The 14,264-nt window shown below is 68.7% G+C and carries 15 protein-coding genes; all 15 read right to left on the bottom strand.

Annotated features, from left to right (window positions below):
• Positions 1-131: 131 nt before the first annotated feature.
• The 15 genes from BLT45_RS12060 to BLT45_RS11990 all read right to left on the bottom strand — a co-directional run bounded on the left by BLT45_RS12060 (position 132) and on the right by BLT45_RS11990 (position 14,226).
• Positions 132-404, bottom strand: a complete 273-nt coding sequence (locus tag BLT45_RS12060; protein WP_139188008.1) for a hypothetical protein — start codon at positions 402-404, stop codon at positions 132-134.
• 138 nt (positions 405-542) lie between these two features.
• The gene (gene rnhB, locus BLT45_RS12055; RefSeq protein ID WP_093300165.1) at positions 543-1,124 is read right to left on the bottom strand and encodes a ribonuclease HII; all 582 of its coding nucleotides are present in this window, start codon (positions 1,122-1,124) and stop codon (positions 543-545) included.
• A gap of 20 nt (positions 1,125-1,144) precedes the next feature.
• Positions 1,145-2,323 (bottom strand): lipid-A-disaccharide synthase, encoded by a 1,179-nt coding sequence (lpxB, locus tag BLT45_RS12050; RefSeq protein ID WP_093300162.1) that lies wholly within the window; start codon positions 2,321-2,323, stop codon positions 1,145-1,147.
• Positions 2,323-3,111 (bottom strand): acyl-ACP--UDP-N-acetylglucosamine O-acyltransferase, encoded by a 789-nt coding sequence (gene lpxA, locus BLT45_RS12045; protein ID WP_093300160.1) that lies wholly within the window; start codon positions 3,109-3,111, stop codon positions 2,323-2,325. The genes lpxB and lpxA overlap by 1 nt, the downstream gene beginning before the upstream one ends.
• Position 3,112: 1 nt before the next feature.
• Positions 3,113-3,568: a 3-hydroxyacyl-ACP dehydratase FabZ gene (gene fabZ / locus BLT45_RS12040; protein WP_055935832.1), complete on the bottom strand. Its 456-nt coding sequence runs from the start codon at positions 3,566-3,568 to the stop codon at positions 3,113-3,115.
• Entirely contained in the window at positions 3,568-4,587 is a 1,020-nt protein-coding gene (lpxD, locus tag BLT45_RS12035) for a UDP-3-O-(3-hydroxymyristoyl)glucosamine N-acyltransferase (protein WP_093300158.1), read from the bottom strand. Before lpxD ends, fabZ begins: the two co-directional genes overlap by 1 nt.
• 115 nt (positions 4,588-4,702) lie before the next feature.
• Positions 4,703-7,183, bottom strand: a complete 2,481-nt coding sequence (bamA, locus tag BLT45_RS12030) for an outer membrane protein assembly factor BamA (RefSeq protein WP_093301994.1) — start codon at positions 7,181-7,183, stop codon at positions 4,703-4,705.
• Positions 7,184-7,302: 119 nt separating this feature from the next.
• Positions 7,303-8,664, bottom strand: a complete 1,362-nt coding sequence (rseP, locus tag BLT45_RS12025) for an RIP metalloprotease RseP (protein ID WP_093300156.1) — start codon at positions 8,662-8,664, stop codon at positions 7,303-7,305.
• On the bottom strand, positions 8,661-9,866 hold the full coding sequence (locus BLT45_RS12020) for a 1-deoxy-D-xylulose-5-phosphate reductoisomerase (RefSeq protein ID WP_093300152.1): 1,206 nt from the start codon (positions 9,864-9,866) through the stop codon (positions 8,661-8,663). The genes rseP and BLT45_RS12020 overlap by 4 nt, the downstream gene beginning before the upstream one ends.
• Before the next feature lie 2 nt (positions 9,867-9,868).
• Positions 9,869-10,720: a phosphatidate cytidylyltransferase gene (locus BLT45_RS12015; protein ID WP_093300146.1), complete on the bottom strand. Its 852-nt coding sequence runs from the start codon at positions 10,718-10,720 to the stop codon at positions 9,869-9,871.
• Positions 10,717-11,475 carry a polyprenyl diphosphate synthase gene (gene uppS, locus BLT45_RS12010; protein ID WP_093300129.1) on the bottom strand — a complete coding sequence of 253 codons (759 nt, stop codon included), beginning with the start codon at positions 11,473-11,475 and terminating at the stop codon, positions 10,717-10,719. The genes BLT45_RS12015 and uppS overlap by 4 nt, the downstream gene beginning before the upstream one ends.
• 8 nt (positions 11,476-11,483) lie before the next feature.
• Complete coding sequence (frr, locus tag BLT45_RS12005) at positions 11,484-12,041, bottom strand: ribosome recycling factor (protein WP_093300121.1); 558 nt, start codon at positions 12,039-12,041, stop codon at positions 11,484-11,486.
• A gap of 77 nt (positions 12,042-12,118) precedes the next feature.
• Positions 12,119-13,036, bottom strand: coding sequence for a cation diffusion facilitator family transporter (locus tag BLT45_RS12000; RefSeq protein WP_093300118.1), 918 nt, complete (start codon positions 13,034-13,036; stop codon positions 12,119-12,121).
• A 52-nt stretch (positions 13,037-13,088) separates the two neighbouring features.
• Entirely contained in the window at positions 13,089-13,814 is a 726-nt protein-coding gene (gene pyrH / locus BLT45_RS11995) for a UMP kinase (RefSeq protein ID WP_093300115.1), read from the bottom strand.
• 55 nt (positions 13,815-13,869) lie between these two features.
• On the bottom strand, positions 13,870-14,226 hold the full coding sequence (locus BLT45_RS11990) for a cupin domain-containing protein (RefSeq protein ID WP_093300111.1): 357 nt from the start codon (positions 14,224-14,226) through the stop codon (positions 13,870-13,872).
• Positions 14,227-14,264: the final 38 nt, after the last annotated feature.

The following is a 14,264-nucleotide window of genomic DNA, read 5'->3' as shown; positions in this document are numbered from 1 at the left end:
CGGCGGGGGTGGGGTGGGGCAAGGCTTGACATTCCGGCACCGCCGGCCGGCTCCGCCCGCAAAAAAAAGGCCGCCCAGGGGAGCGGCAGGGGGAAGTGGAAGGCCCGCCGTCTGCAGCGGCGTGGCCGGGGTCAGTGCAGCAGGCGCTCCAGGCTCTGCTGGCGGCGGAACTCCAGGTAGCGCGCGGTCTCGTCGGCCAGCAGCGTCCACTGGGCTTCATCGAGCGGCATGCCGCGGGGCGCGCGCAAGGCCGCCAGCACGTGCTGCAGCAGGGCGCGCTGGGCGGCCTCCTGCGGCCAGGTGCGGTCGGCCAGCAGGCAACGCAGCAGGGCGAGGCGCTCGTCGTCGGGGGAGTGGCTGTAGGGCGCCTTCGCGGGGGCGGCGTCGGAATGCATCAGGGGCATGCAGGCCTCGTGGGGGAGAGGAGCCCGCGATCCAGGGGGGAGGGAACGGGCATGACCGTCATGCTGCCGTGTCGCGCCCGGCGTCGCGCCTGCAGGAAGCCATCGTGACCATGGGCACGGTGCCGATGGTCACGGGGTTCAGCGCGTGAGCAACGCCTCGCGCACGGGGGCGAAGCTGCGCCGGTGATGCGTGCAGGGCCCGTGCTGCGCGAGCGCCGACAGGTGCGCCGGCGTGGGGTAGCCCTTGTGCACGTCGAAGCCGTACTGCGGGAACGTCGCGTGCAGCTGCACCATCAGGCGATCGCGCGACACCTTCGCCAGGATCGACGCGGCCATGATGGCGGGCTCGATGGCGTCGCCACCGACCAGCGTCTCGGCCATGCAGTTCAGGCCTTTCGGCGCGCGGTTGCCGTCGATCCGCACCAGGTCGGGAAACGGCTGCAGCGCCAGTACCGCGCGTCGCATGCCTTCCAGCGTGGCCTGCAGGATGTTGAGGCGGTCGATCTCGTCCGGCGCCACGAATTCCACGCGCCACGCGAGCGCGCGTTCCTGGATCAGCGGGAACAGCGCCTCGCGCTTCCGCTCGCTCAATTGCTTGGAGTCGTTGAGTCCGCGGATGCGGCGGCGGGTGTCCAGGATCACCGCGGCGACGGCGACGGGTCCGGCCAGCGGCCCTCGCCCGGCCTCGTCGACGCCCGCGACCAGGCGGACGGTCGGCATCGGAAAGAGCCCTTCCGCGTTCACGCGTGCGGTACCGCGTCGAGCACGCCTGCGACCGCATCGGCGGCGCTGGCCGACGCGTCCTGCCGCAGCTGCACGTGCAACCGATCGTAGGTGGGCTGGAGCGCGGCGACCGCAGCGGGTGAGCGGAACCAATGGAGCACGTCTGCGGCGAGATGGTCGGGCGTGCAGTCGTCCTGCATGCGCTCGGGCGCGATGTCTTCGCCGGCCAGTACATTCGGCAGCGCATAGCGCTCCACCTTCAGCAGGCCCAGGCCCTTGACGATGCGATAGGTCAGCGGCGCGATCCGGTAGCCCACCACCATCGGCCGCTTGCACAGCATCGCTTCCAGGGTGGCGGTGCCGGAGGCGAGCAGCACGACATCGCTGGCGATCATCGCGCTGCGCGCCTGGCCGTCGAGCAGATGCCAGGCGGCGTCGGCGCCGTGCGCGGCGAACTGCGCCTCCAGGGCCTGCCGGCAGGCGGCGTTGGCGGCCGGCACGACGATCTGGAGCCCCGGGATGTCCGCGGCGACACGGCGTGCGGTTTCGAAGAAGGCGGGTGCCAGGCGATGGATCTCGCCCAGCCGGCTACCGGGCAGGACGGCCAGCACCGGCGCATCGGACGCCAATCCCAACGCCATGCGCGCGCCGCCGCGGTCCGGACGCATCGGGATGTCGTCGGCCATCGGGTGCCCGACGAAGCGCGCGTCCACGCCGTGCCGCGCGTAGATCGGCGGCTCCATCGGGAACAGGCACAACACCCGGTCCGCGCTGCGCCCGATCTTCTCGGCCCGCTTCTCGCGCCACGCCCAGACGGAGGGGCTGACGTAGTGCACGGTGCGCACACCGCGCTGCTTGAGCCAAGCCTCGACGCCGAGGTTGAAATCGGGCGCGTCGATGCCGACGAAGACGTCGGGCTTCCAGGCGAGCATGCGCTGGCGGAATGCCTTCCGCAGCCGCAGCAGGCGCGGAAGGTGGCGCAGCACTTCGGCCAGGCCCATCACCGCGAGTTCGTTCGCATCGAACCAGGTGTCGCAACCGGCCGCGCGCATGGCGTCGCCGCCGATGCCGGCGAATTCGGCATCGGGAAAGCGCTGTTCCAATGCCTGGATCAGACCCGCGCCCAGCCCGTCGCCGGATGCCTCGCCCGCGCACAGCGCGATGCGGAGCGGCCGGGCCGCGGGCGCCGCGTCCATCAGCGCTGCAACGGCCGTTCGCCGCTGTCGATGAAGTGCAGCAGGGCCTTCACGTCGTCGCTGGCCTGCGCCTGCTCGGCGAGTTGCTGCTTGGCTTCCGCCAGCGGCAGGCCTGCGACGTACAGCGTGCGGTAGGCGCGCTTGATCGCGGCGATCCGGTCGGCATCGAAACCGCGGCGCTTCAGGCCTTCGCTGTTGATCCCGCGCGGCCGGCCCGAAGCTTCGCCGGCGACCATGGTGAATGGCGGCACGTCGCCGCTGAGCAGCACGCCCATGCCGATGAAGGCATGCGCGCCGATCCGGCAGAACTGGTGCACGCCCGCGAAGCCGCTGAGGATGACCCAGTCTTCCACGGTCACGTGGCCGGCGAGGGTGGCGTTGTTGGAGAACACGCAGTGGTTGCCGATGACGCAGTCGTGCGCCACGTGCGTGTAGGCCAGCAGCATGTTATCGCTGCCGATCCGGGTGATGCCGGTGCCGGTGGCGGTGCCGCGGTTCAGGGTGACGAACTCGCGCACCTGGTTGCGGTCGCCGATGACCAGCTCGACCCGTTCGCCCTTGAACTTCTTGTCCTGCGGATCGCCGCCGATGGCGGCGTGGCCGACGAAACGGTTGTCGCGACCGATGCGGGTGGGGCCGGTGACGGTGCAATGCGGGCCGATCACGGTGCCATCGCCGATCTCGACCTCGGGGCCGACGTAGGCGAAGGGCCCGATGCTGACGCCTTCGCCCAACGAGGCGCCGGGATCGACGACCGCACTGGGATGGATGGCGGTGGGGGCCGTCATCTCAGCGGGTGTCCTCGGCGCACAGCACATCGGCGCAGGCGACCTGTTCGCCATTGACCGAGGCCACGCCGGTATAGAAGGCCATGTTGCGGATCAGCCGCTTCAGGGTGACGTCCAGGTCCAGGCGGTCGCCGGGAACCACCATGCGGGTGAAGCGGGCGTTCTCGACCTTCACCATGTAGAACATGCGTCCCGCCGTATCGCCCTGGTGCGAAAGCTGGGTCAGCAGGCCGCCGGCCTGCGCCAGCGCCTCGATGATCAGCACGCCCGGCATGATCGGACGGTCCGGGAAGTGGCCGGTGAAGAAGGGCTCGTTCTGGGTGATGTTCTTGTAGGCGAGCACGCGCTTGTCCTTCTCGAACTCCACCACGCGGTCCACCAGCAGGAACGGATAGCGGTGCGGCAGCAGCTTGCGGATGGTGGCGGCGTCGACGGGCAATTGCAGGTCTAGGGTCATCAGCTTTCCTTGTCGGCCGCCAGCACGCGTCGTGCCAAGGCGTCCAGTTGCTTGAAGCGGGCGGCGTTCTTGCGCCAGGTACGGTTGTCGGTGAGCGGCGTGCCACTGGAGTATTCGCCGGGCTCGGTGATCGAGCTGGTCACCAGCGACATCGCGGTGACCACCACGCGGTCGCAGATCTCGAGGTGGCCGAGCACGCCGGCCGCGCCGCCGATCAGGCAGTAGCGGCCGATGCGCGCGCTGCCGGCCGCGGCGCTGCAGCCGGCCATCGCCGTATGCGCGCCGATGCGGACGTTGTGGCCGATCTGGATCTGGTTGTCGAGGCGGACGTCCTCTTCCAGCACCGTGTCGTCGAGTGCGCCGCGGTCGATCGTGGTGTTGGCGCCGATCTCGCAGTCGTCGCCGACGACCACGCCGCCGAGCTGCGGCACCTTGATCCAGTGCCCGCTGTCCATCGCCAGGCCGAATCCGTCCGCACCGATCACGGCGCCGGGATGGATGAGCACGCGCTTGCCGAGGCGCACCCGGGTGACGAGGGTGACGCGCGCGATCAGTTCGCTGCCGTCGCCGATGCTGCAGTCATCGCCGATGATGCAACCCGGGCCGAGCACGCAGCCGTCCCCGACCACGCTGTGCGCGCCGACGGTGACGAAGGGTCCGACATGCGCGCCGGCGGAGATGCGCGCGCTGGGATCGATCACGGCGCTGGGGTGGATCCCGGGTGCGCGCACGGGCTTGCTGTCGAACAGGGCCGCCATCTTGGCGAACGCCGTGTACGGGTCCTTCGCGATCAGGACGGCGCCGGGCGCGGCCTCGGCGTCCTCGGCACGGAGCACCACCAGGCTGGCCTGGCTCTCGGCCAGCTGTCCGCGGTAACGGGTATTGGCCAGGAAGGCCAGCTGGCCAAGCTCCGCCCGTCCCAGGGTGGCGACGCCTTCGATGCGGAGTTCGGGGTCGCCGCGCAGTTCAAGGCCGAAGCGGTCGGCCAGCGCGCGGGCGGTGTGGATGGGTGGCGTCATAAGGCGCGTAGTTTAGCGCCAGCGGACGCCCGACCGCTTTCACGGTGGCGTATGGTGGACAGCAGAAAGGGGGCTTTCGCCCCCTTTCCGTCTTTCATGCCGCCGGTGGCTACCGTCAGAACGCGCCGCCGAAGGTGAACTGCAGGCGCTCCAGCTCGTCGCCCTCTTCCTTCTTGATCGGGAAGGAGTAGCTGATCGAGATCGGGCCCACCGGCGCACGCCAGAGCAGCGCAACACCCGTGGAGGCGCGCAGTTCGCCGGCGTCGAAGTTGTCGACGCCATCGAAGACATTGCCGAAGTCGAAGAACGCCGAGATGCGCGCTGCGTTGGAGTCGAACAGCTTCGGGAAGATCAGTTCGACCGAGCCCGTGGTCTTCAACGAGCCACCCAGCGGCTGGCCGCGGTAACCGCTGATGACTTCCGAGCGCGGGCCCAGCGTGTTGTCGCGGAAACCACGCACCGACCGCGTGCCACCGGCGTAGAAGTTCTCGAAGAAGGGCAGGCCGGTGGCGACCAGGGTCCTGTCCAGCGTGCCGCCGTCCGCGCAGGTGCCATCCGCCGACGGCGGGGTGGTGTTCGGCTGGCCCGGGATCTGCGGGTCCGAGCCGTTGACGCGGCAGATGTAGCGGTAGATGTCCGAGCCGTAGCTGTCGCCGTAACCGATCTCGGCACGGGTGTTGAGCACGAAGGAGGGGCTCAACGACCAGTACTTCGAGAACTCGTAGTTGAGCTTGTAGTACTCGACGGTGGAACCCGGCAGCGCGATTTCCGCCGACACGCGCTGGTAGGTGCCGCCCGTGGGCATGAAGTAGTCGTTGCGGGTGTCGCGCGCCCAGCCCAGCTCGGTCCGCCACGCGTGGAAGGTGCGCTGACCCACCGCGTTGATGTAGTCGATGATGGACGCCGGCGTGGAGCCCGGGAACGTCAGGATCTCGTTGCTGTCCAGGCCGAACAGCAGCGAAACGGTGTCGTTCTCGGTGATCGGCAGGCCCAGGATGCCCTGCGCGGCCGCGCTGGTGGTCGAGTACTGCGCGGTGTTGAAGTCCGAATAGTCGAACTCGCGCCACCACAGGTTGTAGCCCAGCGACATGCCTTCGTCGGTGAAGAACGGGTTGGTGTACGAGAACGAATAGCGCTGCAGGTAGTCGCTGCGCTGGGCTTCGACGGCGACGCGGTTGCCGCCGCCCAGGAAGTTGTTCTGCGACAGCTGGATCGAGGTGGTCAGGCCGGAGAGCTGCGAATAGCCGAGGCCGAACACGAAGCTGCCGGAGGTCGTTTCCTTCACGGTGTAGACCACGTCCACCTGGTCCGTGGTGCCCGGCACCGGCGTGGTCTCGACGTCGACGGTCTCGAAGTAACCCAGGCGGCGCAGGCGCACGCGCGAACGGTCCACCGCCACCTGCGAGAACCAGCTGCCTTCGAACTGGCGCATCTCGCGGCGCATCACTTCGTCGGACGTACGCGTGTTGCCCTTGAAGACGACCCGGCGCACGTTGACGCGCGGGCCCGGCACCACCTGCAGGTTGATCGCGACGGTGCGGTTCTCGCGGTCGATCGTCGGGATCGGATTCACCTGCGCGAACGCGTGGCCGATGTTGCCCAGCGTGGCGGTGATCGAGTCGGAGGTCATCTCCAGCAGGATGCGCGAGAACGTCTGCTCCGGCTTCACGATCACCAGCTTTTCGATCTCTTCCTTCGGCAGCACGGTGTCGCCGGTGACCTTCACCTCGGAAATCTTGTACTGCTCACCCTCGGAGATGCCGGCGGTGATGAACATGTCGCGCTTGTCGGGACTGATCGACACCTGGGTGGAGTCGATGTTGAAGTCCACGTAGCCGCGGTCCAGGTAATAGGAGTTCAGGCGCTCCATGTCGCCCGACAGCTTTTCCTTGGAGTACTGGTCGTCGCGGCGGTACCAGGACAGCCAGCTGGATTCCTTGGATTCCCAGTTCTCCAGCAGGTCCTCGGTTTCGAACTTCTCGGCGCCCACGACGTTGACGTGCTTGATCTTCGCCGCCTTGCCTTCCTTGACGGTGATCGTCACGTCCACGCGGTTGCGGTCCAGCGGGCTGACGGTGGGCGTGATCTCGACGTTGTACTTGCCGCGGTTGTTGTACTGGCGCACGAGTTCCTGCGTCACGCGGTCCAGGCTCAGCCGGTCGAAGGTCTCGCCTTCGGCCAGGCCGATGTCCTTCAGGCCCGAGGTCAGGTCTTCGGTCTTGATGTCCTTGTTGCCGGTGAGCGTCAGCTTGTTGATGGCGGGGCGCTCGGTGACCGTGACGACCAGGATGTCGCCCTGGCGATCCAGCTTGACGTCTTCGAAGAAGCCCGTCTTGTAGAGCGCCCGGATGGATTCGGCCACGCCGGCGGTCGTGACCTGCTCGCCCCGCTCGATCGGCAGGTAGGTCAGCACGGTGCCGGCCGAAATGCGTTGCAGGCCGTCGATGCGGATATCGGTCGCAGTGAAGGTGTCGCTGCTCAGCGGTGCGGCCGCCGCGGGTGCGGGGGCGGGTTCCGTCGTCTGGGCCAGTGCCGGCATGGCGATGGCCGAGGCCAGGGCGAGGGCAAGCAGGCGGCGGGAGGGCAGTCGCGTCATCATCACTTCCGATTGGGGTAATTCCTGCGAGGCAGGAGTGGGGCGCAGGGCTGCGTCCCCGGGGCTTGCCGGCTGGGGGCGACCCTTGGAGCGGGCCGGCCCGAGAAAGTTCAGGGGCATCAGGTCACCAGACGCAGGATGTCGTTGTAGAACGCCAATCCCATCAGACCCGCCAGCGCGGCCAGGCCCACGTATTGTCCGGCCACCATGTGGCGCTCGCTCAAGGGACTGCCCTTGACCAACTCGATAAGGTAATACAGGAGGTGCCCGCCGTCCAAGACGGGGATGGGCAGCAGGTTGATGATCGCCAGGCTCAGGGACATCGCCGCGAGGAACCACAGGAACCAGTCCGGCCCGCGTTTGGCCGATACATTCGCCACCTGGGCGATGGTGATCGGGCCGGATACGTTCTTCAGCGATGCATCGCCGGTCAGCATGCGGCGGATCATGCCCAGCGAATCCGCGGTCAGCTTGCCGGTCTCGCGCAGCGCGGCGGGCACGGCCGCCAGCGGGCCATAGTGCAGGGTGGCGTCATAGCCGGGCATCTGGGCGGTGTCCGGCGGCGCCAGGCCCAGGCCCCAGTAGTCCTGGCCATTGTCTGGGCGCTTCATCCGGCGCGGTTCGAGTTCGAAGGCCAGCCGTTCACCGGCGCGGTCGACCTCGACCATGGCCGGGCCGCCGCGCTTGCCCAGCGCGTCCACCTGGGTGGCGATGTCGTTGAAGCCATGCACGTGCTGGCCGTCCACGGCCGTGACCACGTCGCCGGGCAACAGGACGCCGTCGGCCGGCGTGCCGGGGCCGACCTTGCCGATCGTGGCGGGAACGACCCAATGACGCCAGGTCAGGCCGGCCAGGCCGATCACGTTCTCCTGGTCGAAATCCACCGGCAGCCGCGACAGCGCCAGCGTCCGCGTGGCGGTGGTGCCCGCGGCGGTTTCGACCTCCACCGGCACGTCGTCGCCGTCGATGGCGGCCTTGGTCAGCACGATGGAGGCGTCCGTCCAGGTGTCGATCGCGCGGTCGCCGATCCGGACGATGCGGTCTCCACGTTCCAGCCCGGCATCGGCGGCGATGCCGCTCACGCCGCCCAGCGTGGCCGAATAGTCCTGCTTGCCCAGCACGAACATGACCCACAACAGCGCCACGCAAAGGACGAGGTTGGCGAGCGGGCCCGCAGCGACCACCGCGATCCTCTGCCAGACCGATTTCCGGTTGAAGGCTTGGTCCAGCTGTGCAGCAGGCACCTCGCCCTCGGCTTCGTCCAGCATCTTGACGTAGCCGCCGAGCGGAATCGCGGCGATCGCGAACTCCGTGCCATGGCGGTCGCGGCGCGACCACAGCGGCTTGCCGAAGCCGACGGAAAAGCGAAGCACCTTGACGCCGCAGCGGCGCGCCACCCAGTAGTGGCCGAACTCATGGAAGGTCACCAGGACGCCCAGCGCCACGATCATCCACCAGATGGAGCCCAGCAGGTCGCTCATCGGATCTCGGCGCTCATGGGGGAGGGGTGGCCTGCGAGGTTGCGTTCGGTCAGTCGTCGGGCCTGCGCGTCCGCTTCCAGCAAGACGTCCAGCGAATCCGCCGGCGTTGCGGGCAGCGCGGCGAGGGCGTCCTCGACCAGCGCGGGAATGGATAGGAAACCCACGCGGCCCTGAAGAAAGGCTGAAACTGCGACTTCGTTCGCAGCATTCAGGACCGCCGGCGCGGTGCCACCCGCGGCCATCGCCTCCCAGGCCAGCCGCAGGCAGGGGAAGGCGTCGGTGTCCGGTGCCTCGAACTCCAGCCGCGGATGCTTGAGCAGGTCGAGCCCCTGCACCCCGGAGGCGATGCGTTCGGGCCAGCCGAGCCCCACCGCCAGCGACGTCCGCATGTCGGGCAGGCCGAGCTGCGCCAGCGTGGAACCGTCGACGAATTCCACCAGCGAATGCACCAGGCTCTGCGGATGCACCAGCACGTCCAGGCGCTCGCGGCCGACGCCGAACAGGTGGTGCGCTTCGATCAGTTCCAGGCCCTTGTTCATCAGGGTGGCCGAATCGACCGAGATCTTGGGCCCCATCGACCATTTCGGATGGGCGACGGCCTGCGCGCGGGTGACCTGCGCGAGTTCTTCCCGGCTGCGTCCCCGGAACGGACCGCCCGACGCGGTCAGCACGATGCGGCTGACCTCGCCCTGAGCCTGTCGTGAACGCAGGCACTGGAAGATCGCGTTGTGCTCGCTGTCGATCGGGATGATCTCGGCGCCGGCGGCCTCGGCTGCGGCGGTGACGAGCTCACCGGCGAGCACCAGGGACTCCTTGTTGGCCAGCAGCAGCCGCTTGCCGGCGCGTGCGGCCGCGAGCGTCGAGGACAGGCCGGCGGCGCCCACGATGGCGGCCACGACCGTGTCGCATGCCCCGTCGGCGACGAGCGCGTCGAGGGGCGCATCACCCGCATGCGGCTGGGTGGAAAGACCCGCATCGGCCAGGCCATCGCGCAGCCGCGGGTAAAGCGACGCATCGGCAATCACGGCATGGTCCGGCCGGTGCGTAACGCACAGCGCGATCAGGGCGTCCACATTCGAGCCCGCGGCCAGAATGCTGGCGCGGTAGCGATCCGGATGGCGGGCGATGACGTCCAGCGCGGAAGCGCCGATCGAACCCGTCGCGCCCAGGACCGCCACATTGCGGGGTGCGTGTGCGGCCATGCTCAGAATCCGAAGACTTCCTTGCCGAGCACGAAGATGGGCAGGGCGGCCAGCACGCCGTCGATGCGGTCCAGCACGCCGCCGTGGCCGGGGATCACGTCGCCCGAGTCCTTCGCGCCCACGTGGCGCTTCAGCAGGCTTTCGAACAGGTCGCCCACGACCGAGAACAGCACGGTGAAGATGGCGACCAGCAGCACGCCAGGCAGGTAGGACGCGCCCGCGCCCGCGATCAGCGCGCCGATGGCGGCGACCACGAGGCCCGCGGCAAGGCCGCCCAGCAGCCCTTCGAGCGTCTTGTTGGGGCTGATGCGCGGCGCCAGCTTGCGGCCGGCGAACCACCTGCCGCCGAAATGACGGCCCGCGAAATACGCGCCGCTGTCGGCGGCCCAGACGATGGCCAGCGCCGTGAACAGCCAGATATGCCCGTTCGGTTCGGACGAGTGGATCAGTCCCAGCGCGCACCAGGCCGGCACCACGGCCAGCGTGCCGGCGGCCAGCTTGAACACGCGCGCCCACGTCTCGTGGTCGGACGCGAAATGGAAGAAGCGGAGCCACAGCAGCGCGAACAGCCACCAGACGGCGCCGGCGAGCGCCATCAGGCGGAGGGGTACAAGGTCGGTGGAACCGCGCGACGCCCAGACCAGCAGCACCATCAACAGCAGGTTGGCGGTCAGCAGTACGGTCCGCTGCAGGGTGTCGTCGATCTCGGCGAGCTTGAACCACTCCCACAGGCCGATGAGGAACACCAGGGCCGCGAGCATGACCAGCCAGGAGGTCGGCAGCAGCAGGATGGCGCCGATGGCGAACGGCGCCATGACGAGCGCGGCGATGACGCGGGTGCGGGTGGCGCTCATGCGGGAGTGTCCTCCGTGGCGCCATCGGCCACCTGGGCGCTGGTCAGGCCGAAGCGCCGCTCGCGCTGCGCGAAATCGTCCAGCGCGCGCTGCAGCAGGGTGGCATCCAGGTCCGGCCAGAGCACCTCGGTGAACCAGAGTTCGGTATAGGCCAACTGCCACAACAGGAAATTGCTTACCCTGTGGTCGCCGCCGGTGCGGATGAAAAGGTCGGGGGCCGGCAGGTCGGCCAGCGCCACGTGGCCGCCGAGCGCGGCTTCGTCGATGTCCTGCGGGCGCAGGCGGCCCGCGGCGACTTCTTCCGCCAGCGCGCGCGCCGCGTGCGCGATGTCCTGGCGTCCCCCGTAGCTGGCCGCGACCACCAGGTGCAGGCGTGCGTTGTCGAGGGTCAGCGCCTCGGCGGCATCCATGCGCGCACGGATGTCGGCGGAAAAGCGCGTGCGGTCGCCGATGAAGCGCACGCGGACCCCGCGACGGTGGAGCTCTTCCACCTCGCGATCCAGCGCGTTGAGGAACAGCTTCATCAGGGCGCCGACTTCTTCCTCCGGCCGGCCCCAGTTTTCGCTCGAGAACGCGAACAGGGTCAGCGCGCCGATCCCGCGCTCCAGGCAGAAGTCGATGCAGACGTTGACCGCGCGGGCGCCGGCGCGATGACCGATGACGCGCGGGCGCCGACGGCGTTCGGCCCAGCGCCCGTTGCCGTCCATGATGACGGCCAGGTGGCGGGGCACGGACGGGGAAGCGGCAGGGGACATGGCAGTCCTCAGACCGCCATCAGTTCCTGTTCCTTGGCCTTGACGACGTCATCGACATCCTTGATGGACTTGTCGGTGAGCTTCTGGATCTCGTCTTCGGTCCGGCGCTCTTCGTCCTCGGTGATCTGCTTGTCCTTCAGCAGGTCCTTGACCTGCTGGTTGGCATCGCGGCGGATGTTGCGGATCGCGACCTTGGTGTCCTCGCCTTCGCCATGGACCACTTTCGACAGTTCCTTGCGGCGCTCCTCGGTGAGGGCGGGCAGGTTCAGCCGGATCGTGGTGCCGGCGGTGTTCGGCGTCAGGCCCAGGTCCGAGGCCAGAATCGCCTTCTCCACCGCGCCGACGATCTGCTTCTCCCAGGGGGTGATCGTCAGCGAGCGGGAATCGGAAACCGTCACCGTGGCGACCTGGCTCAGCGGCACGTCGGAACCGTAGTAGTTGACCTTCAGGTGCTCGACCAGGGCCGTTGAGGCGCGACCGGTGCGGACCTTGACCAGCGTGTGGCGGAGCGCCTCGATGCTCTTGGTCATGCGCGCCTGCGCGTCTTTCTTGATGTCGTTGAGCATCGCCCTTTCCGTTGCAAAGCCTGTAAACGACCGATTATAGGGCGATTCGGCGCCGTTGCCGACCGCCGAGAGGCCGTTCAGTGGGAATGATGCGGCGCGGCATCGTGCAGATCGTGGCCGCAGCCGGCGCCCCGTTCGATCTGCAGGGTGGCGTGATTGATGCCGAAACGATCGTCCAGCGCGTGGACGGTGGCATCGATGAAGGCATCGTGGTCGTCTTCGCGGGCCCGCACCAGGTGGGCGGTGAGGGCGATCTCGTTGGCGCCGAGCGACCAGATGTGCAGATGGTGGACGGCCGATACACCGGGCTGCCCGCGCAGGAACAGCCCGACCTCCTCGGGATCGACGCTGCCCGGTACCGCATCCATGGCGGCGGCGAAGCTGTCGCGGAGCAGGCTCCACGAACCGATGGCGACCACGACGGCGATCAGCAGGGCCGTGGCGGGGTCAAGCCAGGCCCAGCCCAGCGTCGCCATGCCGATGCCGGCCAGCACCGCGGCGAACGAGACCGCGGCATCGGCCATCAGATGCAGGAAGGCGCCGCGCTTGTTCAGGTCGTGCGCATGCCCGTCGCGGACCAGCCACGCGGCGCCCAGGTTGACCAGGATGCCCAGCGCCGCCACCACGATCACGGGGGTGGCCGGAATCTCCGGCGGCGCGCTGAAACGGCGCACCGCTTCCCAGCCCAGGGCACCGGAAAACACCACCAGCAGCAGGGCGTTGGCCAGTGGGGAGAGGAGCGTGGCACGCCGCCAGCCGTAGGTGTGGCGCCCGCGCGGGGGGCGTCGCGCCAGCGCGGCGGCGCTCCAGGCCAGCGCCAGTCCCAGTACGTCGCCGAGGTTGTGCACGGCGTCGGACAGCAGGGCCAGGGAGTTGGTGTAGAAACCGTACCCCGCCTCGAGGGCGGTGTAGGCGAGGTTGATCAGCGTGACCACCGCGAAGGCGCGGGTGGCCGAGCCGTGGGTGTGTGCGTGTGCGCCGTGTCCGTGTCCCATGGCGACTAGGGTGCCGGTGGCCCGGCACGGACACTATTACAGCGGCGGAGCGTCAGTTGCGGCCTTTCACCAGCGTGCCGATGGGCTCGCCGCGCAGGATGCGCATCAGGTTGCCCGGCACCGACAGATCGTAGATGCGCAGCGGCACTTCGCTGTCGCGGCACAGCGCGAACGCGGCCGTATCCATCACCTGCAGGTCGCGGGCGATGACATCGTCGTAGGTCAGCTGGTCGAAACGCTTGGCGTCGGCGTGCTTGCTGGGGTCCTTGTCGTACACGCCATCCACCTTGGTGGCCTTCAACAGCAGGTCCGCGCCGATCTCGATCGCGCGCAGCGCGGCGCCCGAGTCGGTGGTGAAGAACGGATTGCCGGTGCCGGCCGCGAAGATCGCGATGCGGCCCTTCTCGAGGTGGCGGATGGCGCGGCGGCGGATGTAGTCCTCGCACACGTCGTTGATCTTGATGGCGCTCATCACCCGGCACTTGGCGCCGAGCTTTTCCAGCGCATCCTGCATGGCGAGCGCGTTGATCACCGTGGCCAGCATGCCCATCTGGTCGCCGGTGACCCGGTCCATGCCGCCGGCCGCCAGGCCCGCGCCCCGGAAGATGTTGCCGCCGCCGATCACCAGCCCGATCTCGGCACCGGCGTCGCGCGCCTCGATGATCTCCTTGGCGATCCGGGTGATCACGGCCGGGTCGATGCCGTAGTCCTCGGCCCCCATCAGCGCTTCGCCGGACAGTTTGAGCAGGATGCGGCGATAAGCGAGGGGTGCGGTCATGGGGATCTCGGCGTGGGGGCAAACAGCGTAATTCTATCCGAGCGCAGCTATCGCGTCAGTCGCCGGGTTCGTAGATCGCGTAGAACTTGCGCGCCGGTTCGATTACTTCCCAGGTGCCGCTGAAGCCTGCCGGCACCACGAAACTCTGGCCCGCCGCCCACACGGTCTCTTCACCGTCGTCGCCGCGCAGACGAAGCCGACCGGCGACCAGGTGGCAGAACTCGTGCTCGGTGTAGCTCACGCGCCAGGTGCCGGCATCGGCCTCCCATACGCCGCAGTGGAAACGCGCATCCGGCGAGGAATATGCGTTGGCGACCGCTTGCGAGGGCTGGCCGGCGATCAGCCGGTCGATGGCGATCGGCTCGCGCGGTACGCCATCCAGCGCAAGGGGGACGGGCAGGATCTGCGGCATGGGAGGCCTCCAGGGGTGCGGGCTATGATGGCGCTCCC

Origin of the sequence: Pseudoxanthomonas sp. CF385 (assembly GCF_900104255.1) — a bacterium.
Classification (GTDB): Bacteria; Pseudomonadota; Gammaproteobacteria; order Xanthomonadales; family Xanthomonadaceae; genus Pseudoxanthomonas_A.
The sequence above is the reverse complement of the archived record's forward strand: the minus strand, read 5'-3'. Positions and strand labels throughout refer to the sequence as shown.